At 37.7% G+C, this 24980-nt stretch carries 18 protein-coding genes; 5 read left to right on the top strand and 13 right to left on the bottom strand.

The genetic code is table 11. The features are described from left to right. Positions 1-12: 12 nt before the first annotated feature. Together KXJ69_RS06020 and KXJ69_RS06015 are read left to right on the top strand one after the other, a co-directional pair. Complete coding sequence (locus KXJ69_RS06020) at positions 13-2823, top strand: sensor histidine kinase (RefSeq protein ID WP_219052072.1); 2811 nt, start codon at positions 13-15, stop codon at positions 2821-2823. After that, a complete protein-coding gene (locus KXJ69_RS06015; protein WP_219052071.1) occupies positions 2820-3560 on the top strand; it encodes a LytR/AlgR family response regulator transcription factor in 741 nt (246 codons plus the stop codon). The genes KXJ69_RS06020 and KXJ69_RS06015 overlap by 4 nt, the downstream gene beginning before the upstream one ends. Here KXJ69_RS06015 and KXJ69_RS06010 read toward each other — a convergent pair. The 13 genes from KXJ69_RS06010 to KXJ69_RS05950 form a co-directional block, all read right to left on the bottom strand. Continuing rightward, entirely contained in the window at positions 3554-5104 is a 1551-nt protein-coding gene (locus KXJ69_RS06010) for an FMN-binding glutamate synthase family protein (protein WP_219052070.1), read from the bottom strand. The two genes, KXJ69_RS06015 and KXJ69_RS06010, sit on opposite strands and share 7 nt — an antisense overlap. A gap of 2 nt (positions 5105-5106) precedes the next feature. Further along, on the bottom strand, positions 5107-6390 hold the full coding sequence (locus tag KXJ69_RS06005; RefSeq protein WP_219052069.1) for an amidohydrolase: 1284 nt from the start codon (positions 6388-6390) through the stop codon (positions 5107-5109). Between the two features lie 808 nt (positions 6391-7198). Next, positions 7199-7591 carry a DUF1398 domain-containing protein gene (locus KXJ69_RS06000; protein WP_219052068.1) on the bottom strand — a complete coding sequence of 131 codons (393 nt, stop codon included), beginning with the start codon at positions 7589-7591 and terminating at the stop codon, positions 7199-7201. A gap of 110 nt (positions 7592-7701) precedes the next feature. Beyond that, a complete protein-coding gene (locus KXJ69_RS05995) occupies positions 7702-8217 on the bottom strand; it encodes a hypothetical protein (protein WP_219052067.1) in 516 nt (171 codons plus the stop codon). Positions 8218-8223: 6 nt separating this feature from the next. Continuing rightward, positions 8224-9135, bottom strand: a complete 912-nt coding sequence (locus tag KXJ69_RS05990; RefSeq protein WP_219052066.1) for a helix-turn-helix domain-containing protein — start codon at positions 9133-9135, stop codon at positions 8224-8226. A gap of 3 nt (positions 9136-9138) precedes the next feature. Beyond that, positions 9139-10236: an MBL fold metallo-hydrolase gene (locus KXJ69_RS05985; RefSeq protein ID WP_219052065.1), complete on the bottom strand. Its 1098-nt coding sequence runs from the start codon at positions 10234-10236 to the stop codon at positions 9139-9141. A 29-nt stretch (positions 10237-10265) separates the two neighbouring features. Continuing rightward, positions 10266-11216 carry an SDR family oxidoreductase gene (locus KXJ69_RS05980; protein WP_219052064.1) on the bottom strand — a complete coding sequence of 317 codons (951 nt, stop codon included), beginning with the start codon at positions 11214-11216 and terminating at the stop codon, positions 10266-10268. A 369-nt stretch (positions 11217-11585) separates the two neighbouring features. Continuing rightward, positions 11586-12203: a MarC family protein gene (locus KXJ69_RS05975; RefSeq protein ID WP_219052063.1), complete on the bottom strand. Its 618-nt coding sequence runs from the start codon at positions 12201-12203 to the stop codon at positions 11586-11588. A gap of 98 nt (positions 12204-12301) precedes the next feature. Continuing rightward, a complete protein-coding gene (locus tag KXJ69_RS05970) occupies positions 12302-13189 on the bottom strand; it encodes a dienelactone hydrolase family protein (protein ID WP_219052062.1) in 888 nt (295 codons plus the stop codon). Between the two features lie 89 nt (positions 13190-13278). Next, on the bottom strand, positions 13279-17784 hold the full coding sequence (locus KXJ69_RS05965; protein WP_219052061.1) for an HYR domain-containing protein: 4506 nt from the start codon (positions 17782-17784) through the stop codon (positions 13279-13281). A gap of 113 nt (positions 17785-17897) precedes the next feature. Then, positions 17898-18149, bottom strand: a complete 252-nt coding sequence (locus tag KXJ69_RS05960) for a helix-turn-helix transcriptional regulator (RefSeq protein WP_219052060.1) — start codon at positions 18147-18149, stop codon at positions 17898-17900. Positions 18150-18260: 111 nt separating this feature from the next. Next, positions 18261-18887 carry a response regulator gene (locus KXJ69_RS05955; RefSeq protein WP_219052059.1) on the bottom strand — a complete coding sequence of 209 codons (627 nt, stop codon included), beginning with the start codon at positions 18885-18887 and terminating at the stop codon, positions 18261-18263. Beyond that, complete coding sequence (locus KXJ69_RS05950) at positions 18884-20911, bottom strand: ATP-binding protein (RefSeq protein ID WP_219052058.1); 2028 nt, start codon at positions 20909-20911, stop codon at positions 18884-18886. The genes KXJ69_RS05955 and KXJ69_RS05950 overlap by 4 nt, the downstream gene beginning before the upstream one ends. A 155-nt stretch (positions 20912-21066) precedes the next feature. Here KXJ69_RS05950 and KXJ69_RS05945 point away from each other — a divergent pair, with 155 nt between their 5' ends. From KXJ69_RS05945 to KXJ69_RS05935, 3 genes are all read left to right on the top strand, one after another. Next, positions 21067-23385 (top strand): ATP-dependent helicase, encoded by a 2319-nt coding sequence (locus tag KXJ69_RS05945; protein ID WP_219052057.1) that lies wholly within the window; start codon positions 21067-21069, stop codon positions 23383-23385. Between the two features lie 65 nt (positions 23386-23450). Beyond that, on the top strand, positions 23451-24068 hold the full coding sequence (locus KXJ69_RS05940) for an L-threonylcarbamoyladenylate synthase (protein WP_219052056.1): 618 nt from the start codon (positions 23451-23453) through the stop codon (positions 24066-24068). A 108-nt stretch (positions 24069-24176) separates the two neighbouring features. After that, the gene (locus KXJ69_RS05935) at positions 24177-24980 is read left to right on the top strand and encodes a hypothetical protein (RefSeq protein ID WP_219052055.1); all 804 of its coding nucleotides are present in this window, start codon (positions 24177-24179) and stop codon (positions 24978-24980) included.

Here is a 24980-nt window from a genome sequence, read left to right as displayed (position 1 = left end):
TACTTCGCCCTTTTGTATAATAAACTTAGAATCAATTCACTATTTTTATCAGTAAAGAAAAGTATTGTGTTAAAACGCTATTACATCCTAGCTATATTATTGGTTTTACTTCCATCTCTTGGACAAGCACAATACGCTACAAACTATAGTATCAAAGAGGGGTTACCCAGTAATCATGTGTATAAAGTCACTCAGGATAATAATGGATTTATTTGGGTTATTACAGATAATGGAATCGCAAAATATAACGGTACAGAATTTAAAGTATTTACTACAAAGGAAGGGCTACCCACTAATGATGTTTGGGAAATAGCTACTACACCAGATGGAAAAGTTTGGTTTTTCTGCAAAGCTTCCAAGGTGGGCTATATTGAAAATGATAAAGTGCACAGTTTTGAAGGTGAAGAAAAAGGAATTGTTTTTTTCCCCTTAAAAATTATAGAAATTGAGAATACTATTTTGTTTGAAAGTAAGAATAATTGGTACTTCTTAAATACAGATAATAAATGGGAAGCCATAGATGAAATCAAAAAGCATCCATTATTCAAAATTAAGAGTGAGGTGGAAGCGCTAATAAAAGCAGAAAAACCAGTCAATATTATTCATTTTAGAGCAAAGGATTCACTTATTTGCTGGTTAAAACGAGATACCTACATGGTATTCAATAGTAAAACAAAGGAGGTTGTTGACGGAAAAGAAACGTATGGATTTAACCATCAATTTTCAGATCTCGCAAGAATAAATTTAATGAATGGATCTATTCAAATAACCGACACCAGTTTTGTAGCACTATTAGATTCAAAATATAAAATAGCTAAAACTGCATCAATTCCATCTTCATTTAACTCCCATCACGCAAGTATCGATAAAACTGGAAATATATGGGCGGTTTCCTTTCAGAATGGGGTTTACAAAATCCCTAGTGTTTACCAAAAAATAGCCTATTTTTTTCCTTCAGAAAAAATTGAAAATATTGAAAAAGTTGGAAACGACATTGTGGTAAATGTCTTTGATAAAGGATATTATCGTTATAATAAATCTAAGTTAGATTTTTTACCATACATCGAAGAAAAGGGGGTGCTGCACCCTTTAAGTGTAATTGATAATCTTCAGAAAACCTATTTTGTCCACAAACTTGAGGTCGTTTCCTATTCCTTTAATACCCATAAAGTAGTTAAAAGAACCAAGATTAAAGAAGGGATCAAGCAAATGGTGTATTACGATGGGTTTTTATGGGGTTTAGGTTCTTATGATATAAAAAAAATGAAGGAGTCTAATTTTGATGTGGTGGCAAAATTCCCTGCTGTTGGTATGAATAAGCTGTTTATGTTTAATGATAAAATGTTAATTGGGTCCACGGATGGATTAAAAGTGTTAAAGGATACTGTAGTTACTCCCATTGTAAATGACACCCTTTTTCAAAAACCAATTCATAATATTGTATCCCTAAATAGGGATTGGGTAATCATTTGTACTGAAGGGTATGGAGCCTATGCAACCAATACTATACAGACAATTTACTTTCCAAATACGCAATACCTAAACATAAAAGATGCTTTTGTTGTAGGAGATAGCATTTGGTTAGCCACCAATGAAGGACTTGTTCAATTTTTAAAAAAGGGTAATATTTTTCAATTTATTAAAAATGTTACGGAAGAAATGGGTTTAGCTACACGAAGGGTCAACTCTGTTTTAGTAGACGAGGATTATATTTTTATGGGGACGGATGATGGTTTGGTTGTTTTCCCTTTGAACATTACAGCTCCATCTCAGTTTATGGATATATATTTTGATACGGTACAATTTAATGGAGAGACTTTAAGTCTGTCTAATAATGAGATTAACTATACAACCCATAACTCGCTTCGAGTAAAAATAGGCGCCATTAATTTTTCTGAAAAGAAAACGCCAGTAGCGTTTCAATATAAGCTAGAGCCCTTACAGAACCAATGGCAGGAAACAACTTCCAGTACATTAAATTTTAGTGATTTACCACCCAATCAGTATCAATTGCAATTAACTTCTGGCGATTACCAAAAGTCATTTTCTTTTATCGTACAACCTTTGTGGTGGCAAACGATAACTGCCAAAATTCTTTTCAGTCTTTTTGGGATAGGGATATTGCTTTTTGTCCTTCAAATGATTCGTAAAAGTGAATTAAAGAAGAAAATGGCCAAATTAAATGCAGAAAAGAAGCTCGCAGAATACGAATTGTACGCGCTTCGATCCCAAATGAATCCACATTTTGTATTTAATTCACTCACGGCCATTCAGTATTATATAAATGAGAATGACTTTGAAAATTCTGAAAAATACTTGGTGAAGTTCTCAAAATTAATCCGGCAGTTTTTTGAAATATCCAAAGAAGAAGAAATCACGCTAGAAGATGAAGTAGCATTGCTTAATAACTATTTAGAAATAGAAAAGCTTCGATTTAAAGACAAGCTTAATTTTACAATTGAAGTAGATCCAAAACTAAATATTACTCAAAGTAAAATACCCACTATGTTGCTTCAACCAGTGGTTGAAAATGCAGTAAATCACGGAATTTTTAATAAAGAAGAAAATGGAACTATTAACTTATATTTCAGCTATATTAAACCTAAGGAATTTTCTGTTGAAATTTTAGATGATGGAGTGGGTTTTGAGAAAACAAAAAAACAACGTAACGGAAAAATAAGTTCTTCCGTAATTTTGAAGGATAGAATTTCGATACTCAATCAGTCACAACATTGGGATATCACATATAGTACTGTTGTTGCTTTTTCAGAAGCATCAGACAAGGGAAATAAAGCAACCTTCACTATAAAACATTTAAAATGAAACCAATCACCGCTATTCTAGTTGACGATGAAATTTCAGCTTTAAAAGGGTTGGAACAAAAAGTGGAAAAACTATTTCCCGAAATTGAAATACTACATACTACTCAAAATCCAGATGAGGCCCTTAAACTAATAGAATCTAGCAATCCGGACATCGTCTTCCTTGATGTTGAAATGCCTAGAATGAATGGTTTCGAATTGCTTTCAAAATTGAAGGAAGTACATTTTCAAGTCATTTTTGTTACTGCGTATAGTGAATATGCTTTAAAAGCATTAAAACAATCCGCAATCGATTATGTGTTAAAACCCGTGGATAACGAAGAACTAAGTGCTGCCATTAATAAGGCTTTACAGGCTATTGAAATGGAACATCAAAGTAAAAACAATGCGAAACTTATTGAAATTCTCACCGAATCCATCACCAATTCAAACAAGATTATAGTGCCTACCCATAAAGGATTGTCTTTTATTCCTCAGGATGAGGTGCTACATATTGAAGGATATGATGGGTATACAAAGTTTCATTTAACCAATAAAACTCATTTAGTAAGTTCCTACAGTTTGGGTAAGTTTGAAAAATCATTAAGCACTATTTTTTTTAAATGCCATAAGTCTCACATCATCAATATTGAAAAGGTACGAAGCTTTGAAAATGAAGGCTATGTCGTCTTGGATGGTGACTACCGTGTTCCTATCTCAAAAACCAATAGAAAAGTTTTTTTAGACTTATTTCAATAGTTCCCACCTAGATATTGACAATCCTTCAAGGTTTGCATCCCATCGAAGAGAACAGCATCCTTTTCGTACATATACGTTCTGTCTAACTCTTTAGAAAGGTTGTGGTCGTCTACATTAATATCGATATCTTTCATTTTAAATTGGCAGGGATGTTCGTACCCACATGCGTGGGTGATTTCGATTAATTCCTTTCTGAAGGTTTTAAAATACTGTGCAAGACGTTCACTTTTCAACGGAATATTTATGCCACTTTGCAACCATTTACTTTGGGTCGCAACGCCACTGGGACAGCGATTGGTATGGCATATCTGCGCTTGTATACAGCCAATACTCATCATGGCTTCGCGTGCCACATTAATACAATCGGCACCCATAGCAAATGCCATCGCTGCTTTGGCTGGGAAGCCTAGTTTTCCGCTTCCTATAAAGACGATTCTATCGGTAAGTTTTCGTTTTTTAAACACTTTGTAGAGTTCACTAAAACCATATACCCAGGGTAACGATACATGGTCTGCAAAGCTAGGCGGAGCGGCACCCGTTCCACCTTCACCACCGTCCACGGTAATAAAGTCGGGACCTTTTCCAGTTTGAAGCATTAAATCGGCTAGTTGTTCCCATTCGTCAATTTTTCCGATGGCGGCTTTGACGCCCACGGGAAGTCCAGTGGCTTCCGCAATATCTTCAATAAACTGGAGCAATTCTGGGACATTTGAAAAGGCTTTATGATTGGGGGGAGAAAGGACATCTTTTCCTACTTCAACACCTCTAATGTTGGCTATTTCGTGGGTAATCTTAGCCCCAGGCAAAACACCTCCTTTTCCAGGTTTCGCTCCTTGGGAGAGTTTAATTTCGATGGCACGAATAAAAGGATTGTCTTCCACCAGCTTCACCATTTTCTCCATAGAAAAACCTCCATCTGCGGCTCGAACGCCAAAATATCCTGTCCCAAAATGAAACACCACATCTCCACCGTGGCTATGGTAAGGTGAAAGTCCACCTTCTCCTGTATTGTGGTATGCACCAGCTAATTTCACTCCTTTGTTTAAGGATTCTACAGCCTTAGCCGAAAGAGAACCAAAGCTCATTGCCGATACATTAATAATAGATGCTGGACGATAGGGTTTACGACGCTTATTGTGAAGCCCCATGACCTTGGCACAAGGGAGGAAGTTTTTATCTAAATGGTTAGGGTGGTCCTCTTTAACTTGGTAGGGCATCATGGCATTGTTGATAAAGATATGCTGATGTGCATAAATGTCTCTATCCGTTCCAAAACCTTCGTAGTTATTTTCTTTTTTTGCGGAAGCGTATATCCAACCTCGTTCTATTCTATTAAAGGGGAGTTCCTCACGGTTGTTTGCTACCAAATATTGGCGTAGTTCTGGGCCTATGTGTTCCAATACATACCTAAGATGTCCAATAATTGGAAAGTTATGACTTATGGTATGTCTTTTTTGGAAAAAGATGTCTCTTAGTGCTACTAATGCTAATACAATAAGCACCCAGCCCCACCAAGGGATGCTTTTAATAAACTCTAGAACCATTTTTAGTTTGCATTAAGATAATCTATGGCTAGTTGACTCATCGCTTTTACCCCTAACAGCATTCCAGCATCGTCCACTTGAAAGTCTGGTGTGTGGTGTGGAAAAGCTTTTGTATTTCCTGGGGTCATTCCGCCGAGGAAGAAATAAAACCCTGGGACAATTTCCTGAAAATAAGAGAAATCTTCACCTCCTGTAGTAGCTTTCATAGTTGAAACATTATCCTTGCCTGCAACGGCTTCCAGCGTTGGGAGCATTTTTGCGGTTAAGTCTGGGTCGTTGTAGGTTACAACGGTGTTATTTTGCCAATCTATGGTTGCTTCGCCTCCGTAGGCTTTGGCGATATCGCGTGCCATTTCTGTCATACGGCGGATAATCATATCACGCATATTGGGGTCTAGCGTACGGACGGTTCCAATCATTTCGGCCGATTCTGGAATGATATTAAAGCGTACCCCTGCCGTGATTTTTCCTACGGTAATAACAGCTGCTTCATCTACTAAAGGAGATTCGCGGCTAATAATAGTTTGGAAGCCGTCTATGATTTTGGCAGAAATAAGGATGGGATCTACACCCGTCCAAGGTGCAGAACCGTGGGTTTGTTTTCCTTTTACGGTAACCACAAACCGCTCTACCGCTGCCATGGTACCACCACTTTTGTATTTGATGGTGTTTACGGGAGTTCCTGAGTTAATATGAAGTCCGAATATGACATCTACATCTGGGTTTTTTAACACCCCTTCTTTAATCATCAATTTTGCTCCGCCCTCTTCACCGGGTGGTGGGCCTTCTTCGGCGGGTTGAAATATGAACTTGATGGTTCCTTTAATTTTATTGCGATGTTTGGATAGTACTTCGGCAACGCCCATTAAAATAGCTGTGTGGGTATCGTGTCCGCAGGCGTGCATCACACCTGTTTCGGTGTCGAGGAAGGTTGTCTTTACGGTACTTTTGAAGGGAAGATCGTTCCTTTCTGTCACAGGGAGTGCGTCAATATCTGCACGCAGTGCAACGACTTTACCGGGGAGGTCGCCTTTTAAAATTCCTACTACTCCTGTAATGGCCACTCCTGTTTGTACTTCAAATCCTAGTGATTTTAAGTGGGCTTCAATCCTTTTGGCGGTATTAAATTCACGGTTGGATAGTTCTGGGTTTTGGTGAAAGTAGTGACGCCAGTCAATTACTTTGGGTTCTATGCTTTCGATGTCTTTGAGGAGGTCTTTGTCCATTTGTGCATGACTGGTGGTGATGCATAGGAATGCAAAGAGATATAGTAGGGTGTTTTTCATTGTTTGGTAATTTATGCTAAAGATATTTATTTTTTGAAAAAGAGGGGAGGGGTTTGGGAGATAATAATGTTATCCTAGTCATGTTCTTTTCTTTTTTGCATTGCCTTACTTCGACAGCACTTCGACCCTTCGACAAGCTCAGGGCAGGCAGGCTCAGTGTGACAGCTCAGGATGAAAAATCGGAGCTTTTCTGCGACTATTCTGCATAAAAGGGATGCTCTTTGAATAGTAGGTAGCGTTCATTTAGGCTTGTGGCTGTACTATTCCTGAAAGTCCTTCGGACTGCCCTTCGACAAGCTCAGGATGATAAATCGGAGCTTTTCTGCGACTATTCTGCATAAAGGGGATGCTCTTTGAATAGTAGGTAGCGTTCATTTAGGCTTGTGGCTGCACTATTCCTGAAAGTCCTTCGGACTGCCCTTCGACAGCACTTCGACCCTTCGACAGCACTTCGACAAGCTCAGTGTGACAGCTCAGGACAGGCAGGCTCAGTGTGACAGCTCAGTGTGACAGATCAGGATGACAAATCGGAGTTTTTCTGCGACTATTCTGCATAAAAGGGATGCTCTTTGAATAGTAGGTAGCGTTCATTTAGGCTTGTTGCTGCTCTATTCTTTAAAGTCCTTCGGGGTTGTTCTCGATACAATTTTACATTTAGTAACATCCCTCGAGCTAAGAATGTTGAGATTGCTTCCCACTTCGTGCCTCGTGGTCGCAATGACGAGGGGTTTTGTTTTTTGGCGGTGAGAATAAGGGATTGTTTATTGTGATTGCTATTTGTAGTCTTTTTTTATTCTTTAGTAATATTTTACGGTTGTGGAATGGGTTCTACAGTTAATTTATCACCCTTTTTGTCGAGATAGGTTACCGTCATTTCAAGCATATGGGTTGTCCATTTTTCGACTCCTGCGTTAGCCGCTTGTTGGCAAAAGGTTGGGTAGTCTGTTTGTCCTTGTTGATGGATTTTAATTGCGTGTTTCAGTTTGTCTGCGGAACCTGTGCTATTCACTTCCATTTTTGGATATTTTGATTCCCCGACAAGAGTAAAGTTATTTATTCCGTAATATTTTGTGCGTCCGTCTAATACGAAGTTGTCATAATGTGTTACTCCAATCTTTTTTAGGTCTTGGACAAATTGAGGGAAATCTGCCCCGCTTTTAACCTTTTCAGTTGCGTGGTGTATTTGTTGTATTGTAAACATATTTAATGATTTTTTATTTCAAGTTTCGGCTTTGCTAGCTTGAAAGTAAGGTTTAATACATTGGTTTAGTTAAAACTAGTAATTTATTATATAAGGATTGTTATGTGTCCTCATTTTTTGATTTCATCTGCTAAGTCCACTAATTTTAATTCTTTATGGTAGGCTTCCATTCTTGATTGTGCATTTCCGTCGATTAATAAAATGACAATTAACATTGAAATGGTTGTAACACCAATTGCTCTCCAAGTTGGTGTATTAATAAATAGAATTAATAATGCTGCTACGATAATTACTATTGGAACTACTTTAAAAACAACTATAAATTGCTTTAAAGTACTTTCTGAACGGTCTATTTCTGACTGAAAAAAGGCAGGAGCATCGGCATTATATGCTTTTTCAAATTGGGTAATCCTTGATTTGTTGGTGTAAAATAACCCAAGCCCAATGGTTAAGAGCATAACACCTGCTACCAAGGTTGGAATGATGTATGCTTTTGCCAAATCTGTTTTTCCTAATTGCCAAAATCCAACGCTTGCAATTAAAAATAGGATTGCAAAAAGAATGAAGAAACGTGTGGAGAATACTTCGGCTTTTGCCCATTCTGTGGCTAATTTTAATAGTTCCATTTTAATTTAATTTAATTTATATTTTTCTCTGTACTCTGTGGGGCTAATGCCTGCTTTCTTTTTAAATAATCTCGAAAAATAGGGTGGGTATTCGAACCCTAATTCATAAGCTACTTCTGCGATGCTTTTGTTGGGTTGTAATAAAACATTCTTTGCTTCATCAATGAGGCGTAATTGTAAATGTTCTGTGGTGGTTTTTCCCGTTTCTTTTTTAAGCGTATCGCTTAAATAACGTTGGGAAACCGACATTTTTTCGGCTAGTTGTTCAATACTTGGAATGCCTTTTTCTTGAAGTTGCCCAGACTCAAAATACCTGTCGAGTTCTTGGTTAAAATGCTCAAGCAAACTATGAGATAATTCTTTTCTATTTAAAAACTGTCTTTCATAGAAGCGATTGGCATATTTTAATAAGGTATCCAATTGTGAAATAATAATGTCTTTGCTAAAGGCATCTTGGTTGTTTTGATATTCACTTTCAATATTTTCGACAATGGATTCTATTTGCTTTTCTTCTTTTGGTGACAAGTGCAATGCTTCATTGGCAGCATAAGAAAAGAAGTTGTATTTCTTTATTTGTTGGGCTAAATCCGTTCCTTTTAAAAAATCTTCGTGGAAATTAATTGAAAATCCTTTTTGATCAAAAATGAAACTACTGTCCCATTGTAGAACTTGTCTTGGGGCAATAAAAATCAATGCGCCATTGGTAAAATCATATTTTGTACGGCCATAATTTAATTCACCGTGCATTATTTTTTTTAGGCTAATGGAATAACAATCTGTCGAAATAGGAGGAGAGCTTTCTCTAGGACAAGGCAGGAACTCATCACCTTTTGCCACCATAACACTTAGCATAGGATGCTCTGGACGGGGCAGTTGCATAAAATCAAGAAATGCAGATAGTGTTTTATAGTGTTTCATTTTTTATTCTTTTATAGATTTCCACCAAGGTTTAAATTGCTGCAAACTGTCCTTTAAATTAATATTTTCGCCAATCATGGGTGTTAGGATTCTAATATTTTTTTCATTTTTTCCTTCCGTTATGTTCGTGAATGGTTCGTCCCAATCGTGATTGGCAAGCGTAAATTTTCCGGAATGTACCGGTAGAACAGCTTTTGCGTTTAAATCAGTGGCAGCCATAAAGGGTTCTCCTGGTAGCATATGGATGTATTTCCATTTTTTATCGTATTGCCCGTTTTCAAGTATTGCCAAGTCAAAGGGACCATATTTTTCTCCAATTTCCTTAAAATGTGCATCATATCCGCTATCGCCCCCAATGTAAATAGTTGCGTTTGGAGTTTTTAGAACAAAGGAAGCCCAGAGTGTTTTTGCACGGGTAAAGCCTCTTCCTGAAAAGTGTCGTGCTGGTGTAACGTATGCTTGAAAACCCTCTTCAAAAGAAAATGTATCATACCAATCACCTTCATAGATTTTTTCTGGATTGAACCCCCAATGTTCTAAATGGGCACCATTTCCAAGACCTGTAATGACTTTATTAATTTTTGGGTTTAACTGTTTCAGGGTTTTATAATCCATATGGTCCCAATGGTCGTGGGATATGAATAAGAAATCTATTTCGGGAATATCGTCTGTTGTGTAAATGTCAGTTCCTTTATAAGCTTTAGTAGTAAATGAAAAGGGGGAGGCGTTACCACTTAAAACGGGGTCTACCAATATTTTTTTGCCATCAATTTGTAAGAAATAGGTTGAATGCCCCATCCAAATCAGTACATTCTCTTCAGATTTTAGGGCATTTAAGTCGGTTTTTATTGAAGGGAGGGCTTTAGTAGGTTCTTTCGGTTTTGATGAAAATAGAAACTCGTACAGTACTTTACCATACCCAACACCTTCGGTTAGCATAGGCGTTTCATTTAAATTTTGAAAGCTTTCGTTTTTATAATTGGGCGATTTCTCTATTCTTAATAAACGCTCTCCTGATGGATGTTTCCCAAATCGTTCGGTGTTTAAGAAAATGAAAGTTCCAGCGCCAATTATGGTGCTTATCAATAGTACTACAATCATTATTTTTTTAATTATAATCATTCTTAAATTTAAAAATTCCACTTTACACCAACGGCTCTTTCCGATACTTCCCACAATTTCACCGCAACTTCTTTATCCTTTGCATGTGGCTCTAATGTATGTGCGCCAACCGGACCCGTCCAATTTTGTCTTCCTGTAGGGCCATAAAAACCACTTTCATCAAGATTTGGTTCTGTAGCACACATCAATTGTGGATACGCGCCCTTTTCAGCCGATTGCACCAATGGGGACCATTTCATCAATTGCCAAATGAAGCGTGTCGTTAAACTACCACTGGTTTTTATTAAGGACGTACGGGATGCACCAGGATGACAAGCGTAAGCCTTTACATGGGATTTCCCCGCTTTTTTTAATCGGTCTTGTAATTCATAAACGCACATAATCTGCGCCAATTTACTTTGGCTATATACAGCATTAGGACTGTAGTTGTTTTCCCAGTTCATATCGTCAAACTGAATGGTTTTAATCCCTAAATTATACCCCATACTACCTACAGTTACAATCCGTCCTTTCGATGCTTCAATTCGAGGGTAGAGTAATGCTTGCAGTAAAAAATTACCATAGTGATTTACCCCCAATTGACTTTCAAAGCCATCGTCGGTAAGTGTTAGGCTGGGTACTTGAGCAATGGCAGCATTGCAGATAAGCGCATCGATTTGTGGTACTGTTTTTAGAATCTCCTGTGCTGCTTTCTTAACAGAATTTTGTTGTGACAAATCCATTTGAATAGATGATACCTCAATAGAATCACCAAGTTCTTGTTTTAGCGCTGCGATGGTGTCTTCTGATTTCTTTGGATTTCGATTGAGCATTACCACCTTTGCGCCTTTGGTCAACAATATTTTTGCTGCTTCAAATCCTGTTCCACTTGTAGTACCTGTTATGATGTATGTTTTACCGCTTAAGTCTCCTATCCTTTCGGGAGTCCAGCCTTTTTTGCCAAATTGGTTTGTATTCATTTTACTTTTTTTATTGTTTAAAAGAATGATACAAAGGTAGGATGGAAGTAAGCAGAACTTTTTATACAGATTTTCGAATGTTGTATACTTTTTGGTTGATTTTAGTTAAGTAAAACATTTATACGAATATTTTTTTCGATATATGGGTGTATTATAAGATATCAAAGAGCATTGAATCATAAATAGGGATTAGGAATTCCTTACCTTGTTGGGAATGATAATGGCCTTTATACATAATTTGCCATAGCTTAAAACTCACAATCATTTTGTTTTATATTTCTTAAGGATTGCTAAAATGCTATTTCTATATGGCATTTGGTGTTTAAATGAATAAGAGCGTATGGAGGTGTAAAGAGAAACTAAGAGCGGTTATTTAAGAACTACAAAAAAGTCTTTTAACCCGCTAAGGATACTTTGCACAGCATAGGCCGCAAGAATGAGTCCCATTACTTTACTTATAACCGTAATTCCGTATTCTCCTATACGTTTTTGGATAAAGGTTGCCCCTAAAAGAATTACCATGGTAATCAAAACCACTACCAATACCAAGATGGTTGTGATTATTTGTTGTTGGATAGTATAAAGGTGGTTTTCTGTTAAAAGCACCACTGCCATAATGGCCCCCGGGGAAGCGATAGATGGGATAGCTACTGGAAAAATAGTCACATGTTTATAATCTTTAATCATATGTTTTTCAGATTCAGGCTTTCCTTCTCCAAAAATCATTGTTAACGCAAAGAGAAAAAGTATAACGCCTCCAGATATTTGAAATGCGTCTAGCGTCACTTGCATTCCTTCTAAGATTAATTGTCCAACGACTATAAAAAACAATAAAATAAGAAAGGCTATAAATGACGCCGAAATTGCTACTTTTTTCTTGTGTTTTTGATCCAGCTGTTTGGTGGCTTCAAGATACACAGGTACTGAACCCAGTGGGTCTATAACTGCTATTAAAAAGAAAATTTTTGTAATAATGGCGGTAAGCATTTACTGTTTTGGTTTGATATATTTAATAATACGATTCAATTAGACCATAAAGATATGGAAATTGAAAAGGTAATTGGTAGCAAGAAAAGTAGTAATGGTTATATTAACTTTTCTTTAAAGAAGTTAATGGTCCTTTCCCAGGCAAGTGTGGCAGCCGCTTCATCGTAACGAGGTGTGGTATTGTTGTGAAATCCATGGTTTACGCCAGGATAGAAATGCGCTGTATAGTCAATATTATTGGTTTTTAACGCTACTTCATAAGCTTCCCAGCCTGCATTCACACGGGTGTCAAGTTCGGCATAATGAAGTAATAATGGAGCTTTTATTTGGGCGGTCTCTTCGGCTGAAGGTTGGCCCCCATAAAAGGGAACGGCGGCCGATAAGTCTGGCAGTTTTACCGCCATCATATTGGAGATCCAACCTCCAAAACAAAAGCCTACTACACCTACCTTTCCGTTACAGTCTGGGTGGTTTTTGAGGTATTGGAAGGCGGCGATAAAGTCTTCAAGCATTTCGTTGCGGTCTCTTTTTCTTTGTAATTCTCTACCGTCATCATCATTTCCAGGATAGCCACCCAATGGCGTTAGGGCATCCGGAGCAAGACTTATAAATCCGTCGAGAGCGGTACGTCTTCCTACATCTTCTATGTAAGGGTTTAACCCTCTATTTTCGTGAACCACAATAACGCCAGGAAGTTTTCCTTGCATTTCATTGGGTGTAGAGAGCAGTCCTTTTATAGTACCACCTCCTTTGGGAGAATCGTACATTATGTATTTTGAGTCTAATGCGGGATGGTCTTGTGGTACCAAAATTGAACTCTTGTAATTTGGGGTTATAAAACTCAACAGCGCACCCACAGTAATGCTTCCTACAGCATAAGCAGAAAGCTTTTCTACAAATTGGCGACGATCCATTTTATTATGGGCATAATCGTCGTAAAGGTCAAATACTTCCTGACTAATATCTTCTTTTTTTAGCTGACTCATAACGAATGGTTTTTATTGTTTTAAAGTTATGAAAAAAATAAAGCCCTTTTAATTATAAAAGGGCCTTTGAAAAACATTAACAACTAGGCTTACTCCTTCAAGAGTTGTTTTATGATGTTTCCCTTTTCACTTTGAATTTCAACTAGATAGGAAGCACTTGCCAATGTTGAGACATCAATTGTTTTTTGAATTCCAAAATTGTTTAATGACACTTTCATCACTAGGCGTCCATTTATATCATAGATACTCATTTGCTCTAGTTTAATCTGTTGCGGATTTGCAATATTGAGTTCGGTTTTGGCAGGGTTAGGGTAGAGGACAATGGAGGATAGGTCAATCGTAACCTCTCCTGTACCAAGAAATGCCTCTACAGCAAGCAAGAAGGTATACTCTGTCATGTTACCGAGGTCATCTTGTGCAAATAGGGTGATGTTGTACACTCCTGGGGTAAGGATGGTTCCTATGGCAGGATCTTGATCTAGAACAATTGGAAGTATGGGATCACTGCAATTATCTGTAACGATGATACCTATAGTAAAATCTTCAAGGACGTATTCCCCATTTTCATCGGCCATACGAACCACATCTACAGGTAGTGTTCCATTGTCAAATTGTGGTCCTAATACATCCTCTACTGTAACCGTTGCAGTACACGAAGAAATGTTTCCGTGTATATCTTGGGAAAAGACCGTAATGATTACTGGACTTCCTATATCGGCACAGTTAAAGGAAGATGTATCTACTGAAGTGGTGGTGGTGCCACAGGCATCGGTATTACTAGCAATTACATCTTCGGCTGTGATGATTGCTACTCCGTTTTCATCTAGCTGCACTGAAATATCTTGGCACACCAAATCTGGAGCGGTGGTATCTTCTACAGTAACGATGGCATTACAGGTGCTGGTGTTTCCATTTATATCTGTCACGGTAAGGATTACAGAATTGTCTCCCACATGACTACAATCGAAGGTGTCGATATTTAAGGAATACCCATTTACATCTATACCACAGGCATCGGCGCTACCACCATCTAAACTGGCTGGATCTATAATTACCGTTCCTGTCGCATCCAGTTGCACGGTCATGTTCTGACAAACCGCTACCGGAGCGATTACATCCTCTACGGTGACCACGGCGACACAACTGCTGCTGTTTCCATAGATATCAGTAGCGGTAAGGGTGACATTGTTAGACCCTACATTACTACAATCGAAGGTGTCAATGTCTATGGCAAGCGAAGTTAGTCCACACGGATCACTACTTCCCTCATCCACATCATTTGCCGTGATGGTTGCATCTCCAAATTCATCTAATTGAATCGTGATGTCTTGACATGCCATTGTAGGAGCTTCCGTATCGGTTACTGTAATAGTGAAACTACAAATGGTTATGTTTCCGCTATTGTCGGTTGCTTCAAATATTATGGTGTTTTCACCTATAGGGAAGGTGCTTCCGCTGGCTAATCCACTTATTTGTGTTATTGAAGCAATACCACATTCGTCTAAAGCTGTAGGGTTTGCAAAAGTTACTTGTGCACCACACACTCCAAAATTTGTTGGAACATTGATGTTGGCTGGACAAGCAACTAAGGGAGGTGTCACATCTTGAACGGTTACTACAGCGGTACATTGCGCAGTATTTCCGTGGCTATCTGTGACGGTAAGTATTACATTGTTAGGTCCTACATCGTTACAATTAAATGAATCGATATCTATAGATATGTTGTTTATGCCACAGGCATCTGTACTTCCATTATCTATATCACTTGGTAGTATGGATGCTTCGCCAGCAGCATCTAATGGAATAGTAATATCTTGGCACACCACGGAAGGCGCTATTGTATCTTCTACTGTTACGGTAGCAATGCACTGTGAGGAGTTTCCATTCGTATCGGTTACGGTTAAGGTTACTAGGTTATTCCCAATATTGGTGCAATTAAACGTATCTGTATCTATAGCAAGAGTGCCAATACCGCAAGCATCTGTACTTCCGTTATCTATGTCGCTGGCTATGATGATGGCAGTACCATTGACATCAAGTTGTACTGTTATATCTTGACATACCGTTGTGGGAGCCTCATTATCTTGAACTGTAACAGAAAAACTACAGCTAGTAGTATTTCCACAAGCGTCTGTAACATTAAAGGTATTAAGGGTAGTTCCCACTGGGAATATAGTACCACTGGCAAATCCTGCTGTTTGTGTTACTGTGAAGCTACTACAACCATCTTCTCCTTCCACCGTATAATTAATGTTGGCGCCACAGGTGTTAGGATCGTTTAGCACTACCATATCGCTAGGGCAAGTTACTACGGGAGGGGTGGTATCTACTACTGTAATAGTTTGTATGCAGGTATCTGTATTTCCTGCTGCATCTGTGGCTTCCCAGGTTCTGGTTATTGTTTTTGAATTACCACATAATGGGCTTATACTATCTATATAACTTAAGGTGGGAGTTCCTACACAGTCCATTGCTGTTGGTATTCCTGTAATGGATGGGTCTGAATTTGGGTCAACTTCAAGATCGTAAAATATTTCGAGCGTAAAGTCGTGTAAGCAACCTCCGTCAAACTCAAAAGCATCTTGTACACGAAGTTCCCAAATACCTAGGAGATTTTCAAATAGTAGCGCATTGAGTTGATCTTGAGGCTTTACAGCACCGCTAATTCCTGCATCAATTAAATAGTATTGCGGACAATTTTCACTATCGTCTCCAGTAAATATGAGCCCTTCGCAGATTTCTGGAGCTGTAAAAGGCGCACTATCCTTAAAAATGGCAGCTATATTGTCTGTGTCTGCTTGTCCTTCACAAAGAGTGCCCCAATCAAGCAGGTTAATTACTGTTCCGTTAGGACTAACTAGCTTTAGGCCTATATCTTCCAGCCAACTATGATCCATATTAACTCCAATTTGAATATCTGTAATAACTGCACCCGTTGGGATAGTTGCTACATCTATTGTAGCATTAACCACGTTTCCATATTGTGCATCGGTCCAGCTTTGGGGCGCTCCATTATAGGAAAAAACCCTAAAATCGCTAATGGTTATATTCTCTCCTGTACATTCTACTGTAGCATTTGCTGGGCAAGTTATTTGCGGTGGATTCGTATCCAATACTGTTACTGTAAACTCGCAAACTACATTGTGTCCTCCAAAGTCTGACCCTACAAAAGTATTGGTTGTAGTCCCTACAGGAAAAAAGGAACCTGACGAAAGTCCTTGCACCTGTGCCCAAAAAGCAAGACAATTATCGGTAATAGAAGGAGTTGTAAAGCTTACATTAGCACCACAAGCGTTAGGTTCACTTGAAACTGTAATATTGGTTGGGCAATTTTCTATGACAGGTACGGTATTATCCACTACGGTTACTGTATAAGAACAAGAAACAGAATCTCCAGAGGTACTGTTTGCGGTATAAGAATAGGTTGTAACCCCAATGGGTAGCGTGGCAATTCCGGTAGGACCCGAGGTTTGTGTTATGGTAATCGATTCGCAAGATTGTGAAGCCAATAACAAAGGAGGTGTATATTCGGCATTACAATTGGCCCCTGCATTAAGCACTACATTTGAGGGGCACCCCATAGTGAGTTCAGAAGGTTCTACCGTAACATTAGCAGTACAGGTAGCTGTATTACCCGCTCTATCGGTAACGTTTAATGTAACCACATTATTCCCTAAATTGCTACAGTTCATAGTGGCATTTCCAAAAGGAGGGATAGTAAGAGTAATATCACCTTCTCCGTCAGTACTACCCCCATTTATCATTGCAGGGGTTACAATTGTATTCGATATAAAAGGATTAAGAGTTACCGTGATATCTTGACACACAGCTGTAGGGGGTGTGTTGTCTTCTATTGCCATAATATTTATAAGAATATTATTAGTGATATGGGTAGGGAAAGTAAAATCGCAACCTGCAATATCCACTGCCTCGCCACAAATTGCATAGCGGCTTTCGGGGGCTTCACCAATAGGGAGACTTCCCACAATAATAGGTGTATTCCCTAACATATATACACTACTTGTGCTTACAGCTTTAAATACCACAGTTATTTCATTACCATATCCATACACATTTACAGGTGTTGCAAAATCGAAGGATTTTAAATAAGCTCCGTTAGGAGGATAAAAGCTAGGTAGGGTCATGGTACTTCCGGGAATAAGGGTTCCCACACCGCTGCCACATGCAAATCCTTGGGTTTCAGAATTAATAGCTGGACAATCTGAATACATAGAAATTTCTAGGGTAATAGGTGTTTGGGGATCGGTTTCAAGATGAAAAAGTCCTACTTCCACTTTGGTAATTAACCTATTATCACTGGTGTTGGTAAACCGTATTTTATCTCCAAACTTTGGTGAGGATTCTGCAAATGAGGTACTAAAGTTTATGGCCTTAAAATTGGGTGCTGCTGGATCTGTAGTATAGATTTGCTGAGCTGTAGCACGGCCATTTGTAAAATTAAGTACTTCACGATTTACGTTTAAGGTCGAAAGAAGTTCGTTGCTTCTTGATGTACTATCACTTTCCTGAGCTATAAGCTGTATTTGAAGTAGAGGAGTGATAATAAGTACTAGTGCTAGTAATCCTTTTTTCATGATTTAGTCGTTTTGATGATAAGTGCAAGCTACCTCACAATAGGCTTTAAAAAAATACGTAGACCTACGCATTGGATAGTGAATTGTGAGTAGTGAATAGTATAGAGTAATTACTACGTTTTAAAAAGATTGGGATGTTTCACGATCCAAAGTAATAATGCATTTTGAGACGATTTAATCCCAAGTTTTTGAATGATGTTACTGCGGTGTTTTTCTACAGTGCGGGTAGAGCAATTTCTTACAGCCGCAATCTCTGCTGAGGTTTTTCCTTGTTTTATATTTAGTAATATTTCACGTTCTACTTTGCTTAACATTTTAATAGTATTGACCGTAGCTGTTGTAAGAAGTTTTTCTTTAGATTCCATCTTCAAAACTATGGATATCTCTTATTTGAAAAAATTCGTAGACCTACGTATTGGATAGAGAATAGGTAATTGAGAGAAGAAAATAGAGAGGCGTATAGGATAGGGTTGTGTTTACGTATTGAATAGATGGGGATGTTTTTGAACCCAAAGGAGGAGCCCATTTTGGGTGGGTGGGATTTCGAGTTTCTTAATAATATTGCTTCGGTGTTTTTCTACCGTACGTTTGGAGATAAAGAGTTCTTCGGCAATTTGGGAAGATGAAAAATTTTTAGCGAGATAACGCAAGATTTTTGCTTCGGCAACGGTGAGGTTTTTGAGTTCTTCAGTTTCTTTAGAAAAATGAATGCCTTCTATAATATGTTTACTCACAAAGGTTTTTCCTGCCAGTACTTCGTTGATACAAAACTCGATTTCTTGTAAGGCGTCTTCTTTTAAGAGATAGCCATGGGTTGTCTTCCCTACTTCATTTAAAATAGCTTCTTGCTTGTAGAGTGTGAGAATGATTATTTTTGTTTTAAATCCCTTTTGTTGGCATTGTAATGCAATTTCAAGTCCGTTAAGTTTGGGCATATCAAAATCTAAAATGGCAATATCGGGACTGTGATTTACAATTGCATTGTATGCTTCGTTACCATCTAGAGCTGTAGTTAGTATATTAAACCGTTTGCTTTCTAAAAATGCTTTTGTTCCTGTTAAAAGAATGGGGTGGTCGTCTGCAACGATTATGGTTGGATTCATTTTTTAGGTATTTTAATGGTTACACTGGATCCTTTTTCAGGAACAGATTCGATATCCAATGTAGCACCAATATACTGGGCGCGTTCTTTTAGGGTTTTCATACCTAGTCCTTCATTTGTTTTTATTGAATCGGCTTTAAAGCCTTTTCCGTTATCTTTTAGGGTAAACACAAGATAGTTTTTTGTTTCTTTAGAAGTGAGGCTACAAGCTGTTGCTTGTGAGTGTTTTTCTACGTTGGTCATTGCCTCTTGTAGCATTCTAAATACATATATTTCATTTTCTTTAGTAATGAGTCCATCTTGTATTTCAATGTCTTCGGAATAAAATACATTAGAGTTTTTCTGAAAGGTCTCTACCATATTTTTTAAGGATGTTATCAATCCTAATTTTTCAAACTGAAAAGGATGTAGATTGTGAGACATTTCTCGTACTTCTTTAATGGTTTCACCCACTAAATCGATTTCATTTTTGTCTTCGGTTTCTTTTGAAACAAGTGAGTTTTTAATCATTAGTAGTTTTTGCCCCACACTGTCGTGAAGTTCGGAAGCGATCCGTGCACGTTCATTTTCTTGTGTTTTTAAAATATCCTGAGTAAAGTTTTCCTGAAGTTTCTGACGTCTTTTTGCAAAATTTCTGGAACGTAAGACCCAAACAAATCCAAAAAGTGAGAGAAATCCCATGCCTCCAAATAATAACCACTGGTTTTTTACTTTATTCTTTTCATCTAAAAGGGCGATGTTTGTCTCTTGCGCTTTTATGGTTAGGTCTCTTTTTTCGGTTTCATATAGGGTTTGGTAGTAGGAAAGTACCCGTACTTTTTGAGAGTCACCAATAGAATCTTTTAAGTTGTTGTACGCCTTGTAATGTTGGAATGCTTTGCTTTGGTTGCCTATGGTCTCATAGGCTTGGTATAAAAAGTATTCTCCAAATTCAATTTCTTCGTATTGTTTTCCTTCTTTCATTAAGGAAAGGTATTCTTCTCCATATTGTATGGCATTGGCATAATTCTTTTTAAGTAATTCTACGGCTTTTATGGCTTCTAAATAATAGGTGCGATAAGGTCCTGTGGTATTTTTTTCTTTGTTGGCTTCTATAATTTTTAAGAATTCTTGTGCTTTGGAAAGGCTATCTGCTTCGGAATACGCCAAGACTAGCCCCGATAACATGATTGGCTCGTAATACTCTTTGTATTTAGACTTATAGGTAGCTTCTAAGGCTTGGTTTAAATACCTAATACGTGCTTTGATATCTTTTGTTTTACGTTGGTCTGCCGCTGCATTGTAATATAATGCAGGTAGGGAGTTGTAATCTTCCTGCTTTAAGGATATGGCAATAAGCTGGTCCCGTTCTTGCTTAGCTTCCTTAAAAAAACGGTTTTTACTATAGAGTATTACTAAAGAGTTTCTGGCACCCACAAGACCTAAAGTGTCTTTGTTTGTTTGGTAATATCTTATAGCGTCTTGTAGCTCTAATGACGCTTTACCAAAATCCCCCATATCTGTATACACCTGGCCTTTTGCCATTTTAGATAGCCCTAGGTATTTTCCAGTTTTTGTTTGAGAGGAGAGGTATTGAATACTATCATATAACTGCAAGGCAGTAGAAAAATCCCTTAAGTAGAAATAAGTGTTCCCAGCATCGTAGTAAAATTTACACTTTGCTTCCGCAAGGGTTACCCTAGGGAGGTATTTTCTAGTAGAGAGGTAAAGTTTCTTAGCTTCTTCGGGAGTTCCTTTGATATTGGTTAAATAATAAATTTGGTTGGCTGTATGGTGTATGGCGATGTTAAAAGAGTCTAAAGAAATGGCAAATTGAGAAGTGGCTTTTACTAAGGAATCATCTTCAAAAGGTGTGTCGAAGGCAATGACGTTAGACAGGCTATCCATCCATTGTAGTTTTTCAGCTTTTTGAGATGTGGCAATCTTTTGTTTTAAAGATGCAATAGTTTTTTCAGTTTCACTTTCCTGTGATTTTACATTCGTTGAAATGGTAAATAATAGAAATGCAAAAAAATAATATTTCATAGAATGCAAGTTTTTAAAATACATTAGGTGTTTTAAAAAAAATTAAAAATAGGGAAAATCAATTTGTTTGTTCATAATTTATATGGTATTGTATCTAAATTTTCTTTCAATTTTCCTATTTTTCAACTTTTAAAAATCTTCTGAAAAAAATACCCTTGCAGGAATATTTAGAACAATTAAATGACGCTCAATTAGCGCCCGTTTTACAGAAAGATGGGGCGATGATTGTGATAGCAGGTGCCGGGTCTGGAAAGACACGTGTACTAACCTATAGAATTGCGTATTTGATGTCGCAAGGGGTGGACTCCTTTTCTATTTTGGCATTGACCTTTACCAATAAAGCTGCTCGAGAAATGAAGAAGCGTATTTCGCAGATTGTGGGAAGTAGTGAGGCTAAGAACCTCTGGATGGGAACTTTCCACAGTGTGTTTGCGAAAATTCTTCGGTTTGAGGCAGAGCGATTAGGCTATCCTTCTAATTTTACCATTTATGATACGCAGGATAGCCAGAGTGTGATTCGTGCAACTATCAAGGAAATGCAACTTGATAAGGATATCTATAAGTACAAGCAGGTTTACTCCAGAATATCTTCCTATAAAAATAGCTTGATTACGGTGAAGGCCTATTTTGCCAATCCTGAGTTAATGGAAGCCGATGCTATGGCAAAAATGCCACGTTTGGGAGATATCTATAAAAACTATGTTGATCGTTGCTTTAAGGCTGGTGCCATGGATTTTGACGATTTACTGCTTAAAACGAATGAATTATTAACTCGCTTCCCTGATGTGTTGGCAAAGTATCAAAACCGATTCCGCTATATTTTGGTGGATGAGTACCAAGATACCAATCACAGTCAGTATTTAATTGTGCGAGCCTTGAGTGATCGCTTTCAGAACATTTGTGTGGTGGGGGATGATGCACAAAGTATTTATGCGTTTCGCGGAGCAAATATTAATAACATTCTCAATTTTCAGAAGGATTATGAGGATGTACGGGTGTACCGTTTGGAACAAAACTATCGCTCTACAAAAAACATTGTAAATGCTGCCAATAGTATTATTGAAAAGAATAAAAACCGTTTGGATAAAGTGGTTTGGACTGCCAATGATGAAGGAAATAAAATAAAGGTAAACCGAACGATGACCGATGGGGACGAAGGGCGATTTGTAGCGAGTTCTATTTTTGAAACCATGATGAATCATCAGTTAAAATATGATGATTTTGCTATTTTGTATCGCACCAATGCACAATCTCGAGCCATGGAAGATGCGCTTCGGAAGAAAGACATTCCGTATCGCATTTATGGAGGCTTGAGTTTTTATCAGCGGAAAGAAATAAAAGATGTCATTGCCTATTTACGCTTAATTCTGAATCCCAAGGATGAGGAAGCCTTAAAACGTGTCATCAATTATCCTGCGCGTGGGATAGGGGATACCACCTTAGAAAAATTGATTGTAGCAGCCAATCACTACAACCGGCCGGTGTTTGAAGTGATGCAAAACCTAGATAAAATCGATTTGAAGGTTAACAGCGGTACTAAAACGAAGCTGCAAGATTTTGTGACGATGATTCAGAGTTTTCAAGTCTTGAATCAGAATTATAATGCCTTTGAAATAGCCGAACACGTTACCAAAAAAACAGGTTTACTTACCGAATTAAAAAAAGACGGAACGCCCGAAGGAATTGCTCGTATTGAAAACCTAGAAGAGTTACTGAACGGGATGCGTGATTTTGTAGAGGAACAAAAAGAACTTGCCGATGCAACGGGTGCTCTTTCTGAATTTTTAGAGGATGTTGCCCTTGCTACCGATATGGATAATGATAAAGGGGATGATAATAAAGTAGCTTTAATGACGGTGCATTTGGCTAAAGGTTTGGAATTTCCGTATGTGTATATTGTGGGGATGGAAGAGGACTTGTTCCCCAGTGCCATGAGTATGAATACGCGTGCCGAATTAGAAGAAGAACGCCGTTTGTTTTATGTAGCCATCACCCGAGCGGAAAAGCAAGCCTTTTTAACCTATGCACAAACGAGGTACCGTTGGGGAAAATTGATAGATGCAGAGCCTAGCCGATTTATTGAAGAAATCGATGATAGTTATTTGGAATATCTTACACCTATAACAGAACATAAATACAAGCCTTTAATTGATTCCGATATCTTTGATGATATTGATAAAAGTAAGTTGCGATTGCGAAAGCCTTCGGCTGGAACACCACCTAAAGGTCCTACGGAGGCACAATTACAAAAATTGCGCAGATTAAAACCTGTTACTAGCAGTACAGATAAAAATTTTAGTGCAGAAGATGCCAATCTATCGGTAGGTTCTATGGTTGAGCACGTTCGTTTCGGAATAGGAAAAATTGTGAAGATAGAAGGTGTTGGAGCTGATACAAAAGCCGAAATTAACTTTGAAAATGGCGGGTTAAAAAAATTGTTGCTTCGGTTTGCCAAGCTAAGTGTTATTGAATAATTTATTCTATGCCAAACAGTTTCAGAAAAGAGCGTATCTTTATAAAGCCTTGAAATTGATAGTTTATGGCCCAACTTATTAAAATTTACGAAGAGAATCCCAATCCCAAGGAAATTCAGAAAGTGGTAAAAACACTGAAGAACGGAGGTTTAATTATCTATCCTAGTGATACGGTTTATGCCCTAGGTTGTGACATTACTAATAAAAGTGCTTTGGAACGTATTGCTCAGATAAAAGGAGTGAAGCTTGAAAAGGCGAACTTCTCCTTTATTTGTGAAGACTTAAGTAATTTAAGCGATTATGTTAAGCAAATAGATACAAGCACCTTTAAACTTCTAAAAAGAGCCCTGCCAGGACCTTATACTTTTATTCTTCCAAGTAATAATAATTTACCATCGGCATTTAAAAAGAAAAAGGAAGTGGGGATTCGAGTGCCAGATCATTCAGTAGCTAGGGCTATTGTTCGTGCGCTTGGGAATCCTATTGTTTCTACCTCAATTAAAGACGAAGATGAGGTTATTGAATATACCACCGATCCTGAATTAATCTATGAAAAATGGGGTAACCTTGTCGATATTGTTATTGATGGTGGCTATGGCGGGAATATAGCCTCTACTGTCATCGATTTAACTGGTGATGAACCAGTCTTAGTGCGTGAGGGTAAAGGGGATTTGGAGATTTAGCCTTAAATTAGAATAAGTATTACTACGTATTTCTTCCAATTTGAAAATCAGTATCTTTAAAATCTAGGATATTGATTGGTATTCTATTCTTTTTAAAATACTGTTTTTATGGCCAACCAAACCTATCAACTCTTGTTTCAAATAGGGTTGTTTCATACCTATTTTGAAAGTGGATCTTCTGAAAATGCGATAGACCTAATAATAGAAAACCAAACTCAAAGATTATTTGAAAGGTATGGTTTTGTATTACAAAAAAAGGATAGTGTGTTCTTTTTATATCATACCCATGAAGGTTCGCTCTCTGATTATTTAAATGAGATAGAAGTTGCTTCAAATCGCAATTTTTTTGAATTTAAAATGGTTGTAAAAGACGACAGCTTTTTTGGTTATACTGAACTTCCCGTAGATAAACAATTCACCTACTTGTATGAAAGTGATAATTATAGAAATTCAGAAATATTGGAGGATGTTATTTTAGAACCCACTGAAACTCCTGCGAACACCCATTTTGGTGAGATAAAGATTTACTTCAAAGACATTGTGGCATCTACGCTAGTTGTTCCTCGATTTGACATTCAATTTAAAGCGCGCGCTACACGTTGGGATTATTATATTATTAATACAAGGGATATGAATCTCGAGACCCTCTCAATTGAGACCAATGAAGATTTTCAGTTTTTAGGTCCTGAACAGGTTACTATTGCAAATGGACAAGGAGCTTTAAAATTAACTTCTGGACATATATTGCTTCCCTTGAGTTCCAAGTCTAAATACACTTTTAACTTAATAACAATATATAACGGTGACCAAAAAAGTGTTATAGGACTTCCCCATGCCAATCCCGATAATTTGCAGACTTATCAAGAAAATGGAATTATTAAGTTTTCATCGCCTATGTACATTTATATATAA

The organism is Halomarinibacterium sedimenti, from assembly GCF_019312585.1.
Taxonomy (GTDB): Bacteria; Bacteroidota; Bacteroidia; order Flavobacteriales; family Flavobacteriaceae; genus Halomarinibacterium; species Halomarinibacterium sedimenti.
Note: the sequence above shows the minus strand (reverse complement) of the source record. Positions and strands in the feature narration are given on the sequence as shown.

Bases quoted from the DNA above. Each gene is read 5' to 3' on its own strand.
- KXJ69_RS05980 (WP_219052064.1), bottom strand. From the start codon at position 11,216: ATGAATACAAACCAATTTGGCAAAAAAGGCTGGACTCCCGAAAGGATA.
- KXJ69_RS05940 (WP_219052056.1), top strand. From the start codon at position 23,451: ATGGCCCAACTTATTAAAATTTACGAAGAGAATCCCAATCCCAAGGAA.
- KXJ69_RS05950 (WP_219052058.1), bottom strand. From the start codon at position 20,911: ATGAAATATTATTTTTTTGCATTTCTATTATTTACCATTTCAACGAAT.
- KXJ69_RS05960 (WP_219052060.1), bottom strand. From the start codon at position 18,149: ATGGAATCTAAAGAAAAACTTCTTACAACAGCTACGGTCAATACTATT.
- KXJ69_RS05975 (WP_219052063.1), bottom strand. From the start codon at position 12,203: ATGCTTACCGCCATTATTACAAAAATTTTCTTTTTAATAGCAGTTATA.
- KXJ69_RS05965 (WP_219052061.1), bottom strand. From the start codon at position 17,784: ATGAAAAAAGGATTACTAGCACTAGTACTTATTATCACTCCTCTACTT.
- KXJ69_RS05935 (WP_219052055.1), top strand. From the start codon at position 24,177: ATGGCCAACCAAACCTATCAACTCTTGTTTCAAATAGGGTTGTTTCAT.
- KXJ69_RS05955 (WP_219052059.1), bottom strand. From the start codon at position 18,887: ATGAATCCAACCATAATCGTTGCAGACGACCACCCCATTCTTTTAACA.
- KXJ69_RS05995 (WP_219052067.1), bottom strand. From the start codon at position 8,217: ATGGAACTATTAAAATTAGCCACAGAATGGGCAAAAGCCGAAGTATTC.
- KXJ69_RS06015 (WP_219052071.1), top strand. From the start codon at position 2,820: ATGAAACCAATCACCGCTATTCTAGTTGACGATGAAATTTCAGCTTTA.
- KXJ69_RS05985 (WP_219052065.1), bottom strand. From the start codon at position 10,236: ATGATTGTAGTACTATTGATAAGCACCATAATTGGCGCTGGAACTTTC.
- KXJ69_RS05970 (WP_219052062.1), bottom strand. From the start codon at position 13,189: ATGAGTCAGCTAAAAAAAGAAGATATTAGTCAGGAAGTATTTGACCTT.
- KXJ69_RS05990 (WP_219052066.1), bottom strand. From the start codon at position 9,135: ATGAAACACTATAAAACACTATCTGCATTTCTTGATTTTATGCAACTG.
- KXJ69_RS06000 (WP_219052068.1), bottom strand. From the start codon at position 7,591: ATGTTTACAATACAACAAATACACCACGCAACTGAAAAGGTTAAAAGC.
- KXJ69_RS06010 (WP_219052070.1), bottom strand. From the start codon at position 5,104: ATGGTTCTAGAGTTTATTAAAAGCATCCCTTGGTGGGGCTGGGTGCTT.
- KXJ69_RS06005 (WP_219052069.1), bottom strand. From the start codon at position 6,390: ATGAAAAACACCCTACTATATCTCTTTGCATTCCTATGCATCACCACC.